This is a genomic window from Azospirillum formosense, from assembly GCF_013340925.1.
Classification (GTDB): Bacteria; Pseudomonadota; Alphaproteobacteria; order Azospirillales; family Azospirillaceae; genus Azospirillum; species Azospirillum formosense.
In genome coordinates this window covers 1-4,618 of sequence record NZ_WHOR01000360.1, presented here as the reverse complement: position 1 = coordinate 4,618, position 4,618 = coordinate 1, and the positions used below count along the sequence as shown (strand labels likewise).

The window sequence follows — 4,618 nt, the reverse complement described above, 5'->3', positions numbered from 1 at the left end:
GGACCACCCCGCCGCTGCCCGCCGACGACGCGCTGGAGCGCAGCGAATCCAGCTTGGCGTGGAGGTTGCGCTGGTAGCTGGGCAGGTTGTCGGCGAGATCGGCGATCTGCCCGCCGACCACCATGCCGAAGCCGGCGATGCCCGCGAAGACCAGCACCACCACGGCCAGGACCGAGGGCACCCGGCCCAGACGCAGCCGCTCCAGCCGGCTGACGATGGGTGCCAGGACGAAGGTCAGCAGCACCGCCAGAGCGATGGGGACCAGGATGTCGCTTCCCAGATACAAGGTCGCCACCACCAGCGCGATGACCAGCAGCGTCGTCTGGGTGGAGGCTGGCGGGGCGGCCTTCGGCACCGGAATGGGGCGGGCCTGCAACCGGCGGGCGGTGTCTTCGGCCATGATCTTCGGAGCCTCGGGGGAGAGTTGAGAGAGTGCAGAACGTCGGCGGACGCGGCGCGTTCCGGCGCCACCAAGCGCAATCGCCGCAAGACACCGTGACGATTGCAGTCGACGGCCTGTTTAAACCCGCGTGGTTATCTCGTCAGAAGGAGGGGGCTATGCGTAAGGTTGCTGTTCCGGTCCTGTCGGCGGTCGCGCTTTTGGCTTTGGGGGGCTGCGCCGAGACGTCGAGCTGGTTCGGTGGGGGAAGCGAGCAGGCATCCCGCCCGATGTCCGAGCAATCGCTCCAGACCGCTTCGCGGATCGAGCCGCAGGCCATGCTGGGCAAGTCGGTCGTCGCCTATGACGGGCAGAAGGTGGGGCAGGTCGAGGACGTGCTGTTCAATCGCAGCAACCGCCCGAGCCAGCTCGTGGTCTCCACCGGCGGCATCATGGGCATCGGTGGACGCAACGTGGCGCTGGACATCGACAACGTCCGCTACAACCAGCAGCAGGACGCCATCGTGGCGACCCAGCTGACCAAGGACCAGTTCGCCAACCTGCCGGAGTTCCAGTATGGCGGGAACATGATCTCGCTCAGCCGGCAGAAGACCCCGCACTAAGCGGCCTCAGTCCTCCGGCTTGCCGGAGCGCAGACGCTTGATGTCGGACCGCTGACCCTTGGCCTCCAGGCGACGTTTCTTGGAGCCGAGGGTCGGCTTGGTCGGGCGGCGGCTCTTCGGGACCACCGTCGCGTCGCGGATCAGGTCGATCAGCCGTTCCCGCACATCCTCGCGGTTGCGCAGCTGGCTGCGGTAGGTGTCGCCGACGATGATCAGCACGCCCGCCGCCGTCATGCGCGAGCCTGCCAGCCGGACCAGCCGGGCCTTCACGTCGTCCGGGATGTTCGGCGAGGCCGCCACGTCGAAGCGCAATTGCACCGCGCTGTCCGTCTTGTTGACGTGCTGGCCGCCCGGGCCGGAGGCGCGGATGAAGCTCTCCTGAAGCTCGCTCTCGTCCAGGCTGATGCGGGGCGTCACGCGGATCATCAATCGGCCGCCGCCGTCACGCCTTCCTGCTCCTCCACACCGAGGTCGAGAAGCGGGAGGAAGCTGGCGGGCTCCTGCGCGCCGGAGAGCGCGTAACGCCGGTTGAAGATGTAGCAGGGCACCGCCTGAAGGCCGAGCTGCCGCGCCGTGGCGTCGGCGTTGAAGACAGCGGTGGTCTCGGCATCGCCGTTGAGCAGGTTTTTGGTCTCCGCGAAATCGAAGCCCAGACCGGCGGCGGTCGCGGCCAGCGTGTCGCGGTCGCCGATGTCCAAACCCTCCACGAAATAGGCGTGGAACAACGCGTCGGCCATCCGGTCGCCCAGCCCGTGGCGGGCGGCGATGCGGATCAGCCGGTGCCCGTCGAAACTGTTGGGCGTTCGCCGGATGCGGTCCAGCCGCAGCGGCAGGCCGTCGCGCTCCGCCGTTTCCTCCACCACCAGATGGATCTGCCGCGCCCGCTCCGTGCCGCCGAACTTGGCCGCCAGATAGGCGCTGCGCTCCATGCCGCCCGGAGCCATGTCCGGATTGAGCTGGAAGGGCTGCCAGCGCAAGTCCACCTGGACGCGCGGCCGGTCGGCCAGCGCGCGGGCAAGCCGCCGCTTTCCGATGTAGCACCAGGGGCAGATCAGGTCGGCGTAGGTTTCGATCAGCATAGGCCCACTATCCCCCATTCCCGCCCCGCCGCGCAACCGCCCCGCCCGTGGGGCGTCCTGCCGCGTTCGGGGTTCGGCCTTTGCAACCTTTTGTTAACCCTTGCCGCCGGAGAGTCGTGGCGTTCCGCGAATGATGGTCCAGCGGCGGTCGGAGGCGTGTGGCGATGGCGAATTCCTATGTGGACGGCAAGGTGCGCGACGCGCTGGTGGCGGCCAAGGGGAGCCGGGCGACCGCGCAGAAGCTTCTGATGGCCTGGGCGGTCGAGGACCCGCAGCTCCTGCTGGGCATCTCGCAGCCCTTCCTGAAGGCCATCGCCGCGGCGGCGATCGAGAGGGGCGTCCGGCCGTCGGCGCCCAGCCGGTCCGCGCCCGCGCAGCCGGGCCGGTCCCGCGGTTCCGTTGATTCGGCGCTGAGCAAGGAGGCGCTGGCCGACGTGCTGAGCCGCCTCGGCCGCGATCCCGGTGAGGACGCACCGGCGCCGCGCGGCCGCGCCGGCTCGCCCGCTCCGGTCAAGTCCGCCACCATGGCGGTTCCCGCCGGCAAGGGCGGGCAGGGCGGCGTCACTCATGAAAAGGCGATGATGACCCTCGCCAAGGCCTTCGTGGCGAAGAAGATGCGCTGAGGCCCGGCGCGGGGGGTGCTCCGCCGGGCCTATTGCTCCGCCGCGGTCATCATCCGTTCAATCCAGCCCGGCTGCCGCGGTTCCGGGCGGATGTCCGGCGGCGGGCTCGCCAGGGCGGTGTGGCCGTTGCGGTGCGGATCGGGGATGTGGTGGCAATCCACATCGGCCAGCGTCTTGTAGCAATAGACACGGGAGCGGTCGACGTAGACCTTCTCCGGGCAATACTGTCCGGTTTCGGAAAAGGACACGGATGAACAGTCGCGCCCGGTCGCCGCGGACACCAGATGATCGCCGAGCGTCTTCTTGGTGCTGGTGACGGAGGCGAGATCGGCGCCGAGGCTGGCGACCATCATCGGCCCGCCGCAAGCGCCGAGCGGGACCACCGCCAACGCCAGCATCGCGATTGATTGAGCGAGCCTCATCACCCTTCGCACCCCGTCCCGTGTTCGATCCGATTCCAGGCGAACCTCATTAAGAAGCCGTGAATCAGCGCAGCAGCGTGCAGATTCGCGACCGGCACTGCACCAGCACGAAGGCGTCCTTGTCCTCCGTGCAGCCCACCTTGAACACGGTCTGGCCGGAACGGCCGGTGACGTAGCTCATCACCTCCACCTTGGCGGGCGTGCAGTTGCCCAACGACTTGGCGGCCTCCTTCGCCTCCGCCTGCCCGGCGGAGACGTTGGCGGCTTGGGCCGTCGGCCACGCCGACAGGCACAGCGCGAGGGCGCCGAGGGCGGCGAGGCGGGGAGCGGTGACGCGCATGGCCGGGTCGCTGGGCTGGTGGATGCTGGGGAAGTTTATGGCACGGGCGGCGCGATTTCGGCTGTGCAAAAGTGGTAACCGCGGACTCACGCGCGTGTCGCGGGCGCGGCGTGCCGGTGGGACCGGAAGAAGCGCAGCATCTCCCGCGCGGCGTCCGGCCCCTGCGGATCGGTGTAGGTGCCGTCCGGGCTGCCGCCCGACCAGGCGTGGCCGCTGCCGTGGACGGTCCACCGCTCGAACAGCGTCGCCCCGTCGCGGTCCTTGTGGACGGTGCGGGTGAAGCCGCGCCCGCCGGGCGCCTGCCCGTCCTCGGTCGTCGCGGTCAGCCCCTCCGCGTTGGCGGTGGCCTGGGCCATGACATGGTCGCCGTTGCGCGGATGCACCACCTTGTCCGCGTCGCCGTGGAAGACGATGGCCGGAACCACCGGAGCCCCGGGCTCCGGGCGTTGTCCGGGCGAGGAGCCGGCCTTCATCGCCAGCAGGGCGGAGGGCACGCCACTGGCCGAGCCGTAGGGCAGGCCGGAATGGACGCCCACCGCGGCGAACAGGTCGGGGTGAGTCGTCGCCAGCACCATCGCGGCGGACCCGCCCGCGGAAATTCCGGCGATGTAGACGCGCTGCGGGTCGGCCCCGTGCTCCGCCAGGACCTGCCGGGTGGCTCCGGCGATCAGCGCCGGTTCGCCGCGGTCGCGGCGCTGGTGGTCGGGGTTGAACCAGTTCCAGCACTTCTTGTCGTTCGCCGCCGGGGCCTGCTCAGGATAGAGGACGAGGCAGCCGGCCTCCTCGGCCAGCCGGTTCATGCGGGTCCCGATGGCGAAGTCCTCCGGCGACTGGGTGCAGCCGTGCAGCATGACCAGCAGCGGGCGCGGTCCCGTCGCCGCACCCTTCGGCACGAACAGCCGGTAGGCAAGCGAGCCGGAGTCGCCGGTGAAGACCCCGGATTCCATCGGCTCCGTCACGGAGACGGGCTTCACCGGGGGCGGAGGGACGGGCGCGCCGCGGCGGAACAGCTTGCCGGCGAGGCGGCGGAGGAAGGCGGCGGCGCGGGCCAGGGCCTGTCTCTTATACTCAACTGCAGCTGCCGACGGACTACTCTGCGTAGAGCATGTCGGGTGCGGTATCCTTTACAAAAATAAAATCTCGAATCACTAA

At 69.6% G+C, this 4,618-nt stretch carries 8 protein-coding genes; 2 read left to right on the top strand and 6 right to left on the bottom strand.

The window, feature by feature from the left end:
• The coding region (locus tag GBZ26_RS27145; RefSeq protein ID WP_174441483.1) for an AI-2E family transporter at nucleotides 1-400 on the bottom strand (400 nt) is incomplete at its 3' end.
• Nucleotides 401-558: 158 nt separating this feature from the next.
• On the opposite strand from GBZ26_RS27145, the gene GBZ26_RS27140 reads away from it, so the two are divergent.
• The gene (locus GBZ26_RS27140; protein WP_109068268.1) at nucleotides 559-1,002 is read left to right on the top strand and encodes a PRC-barrel domain-containing protein; all 444 of its coding nucleotides are present in this window, start codon (nucleotides 559-561) and stop codon (nucleotides 1,000-1,002) included.
• A gap of 6 nt (nucleotides 1,003-1,008) precedes the next feature.
• Here the strand turns inward: GBZ26_RS27140 and arfB are convergent, their stop codons facing one another.
• Both arfB and GBZ26_RS27130 read right to left on the bottom strand, forming a co-directional pair.
• Nucleotides 1,009-1,428, bottom strand: coding sequence for an alternative ribosome rescue aminoacyl-tRNA hydrolase ArfB (gene arfB / locus GBZ26_RS27135; protein ID WP_014240675.1), 420 nt, complete (start codon nucleotides 1,426-1,428; stop codon nucleotides 1,009-1,011).
• Nucleotides 1,428-2,081 carry a DsbA family oxidoreductase gene (locus tag GBZ26_RS27130; protein ID WP_174441482.1) on the bottom strand — a complete coding sequence of 218 codons (654 nt, stop codon included), beginning with the start codon at nucleotides 2,079-2,081 and terminating at the stop codon, nucleotides 1,428-1,430. Before GBZ26_RS27130 ends, arfB begins: the two co-directional genes overlap by 1 nt.
• A 164-nt stretch (nucleotides 2,082-2,245) precedes the next feature.
• Between GBZ26_RS27130 and GBZ26_RS27125 the strand changes: the two genes are divergently transcribed.
• Nucleotides 2,246-2,704: a hypothetical protein gene (locus GBZ26_RS27125; RefSeq protein WP_174441481.1), complete on the top strand. Its 459-nt coding sequence runs from the start codon at nucleotides 2,246-2,248 to the stop codon at nucleotides 2,702-2,704.
• A gap of 29 nt (nucleotides 2,705-2,733) precedes the next feature.
• Here GBZ26_RS27125 and GBZ26_RS27120 read toward each other — a convergent pair whose 3' ends face one another.
• The 3 genes from GBZ26_RS27120 to GBZ26_RS27110 form a co-directional block, all read right to left on the bottom strand.
• Nucleotides 2,734-3,126 (bottom strand): hypothetical protein, encoded by a 393-nt coding sequence (locus GBZ26_RS27120; protein ID WP_174441480.1) that lies wholly within the window; start codon nucleotides 3,124-3,126, stop codon nucleotides 2,734-2,736.
• A 64-nt stretch (nucleotides 3,127-3,190) separates the two neighbouring features.
• The gene (locus GBZ26_RS27115; RefSeq protein ID WP_174441479.1) at nucleotides 3,191-3,466 is read right to left on the bottom strand and encodes a hypothetical protein; all 276 of its coding nucleotides are present in this window, start codon (nucleotides 3,464-3,466) and stop codon (nucleotides 3,191-3,193) included.
• Between the two features lie 86 nt (nucleotides 3,467-3,552).
• On the bottom strand, nucleotides 3,553-4,425 hold the full coding sequence (locus tag GBZ26_RS27110; RefSeq protein ID WP_345772077.1) for an extracellular catalytic domain type 1 short-chain-length polyhydroxyalkanoate depolymerase: 873 nt from the start codon (nucleotides 4,423-4,425) through the stop codon (nucleotides 3,553-3,555).
• Between the last annotated feature and the right edge of the window lie 193 nt (nucleotides 4,426-4,618).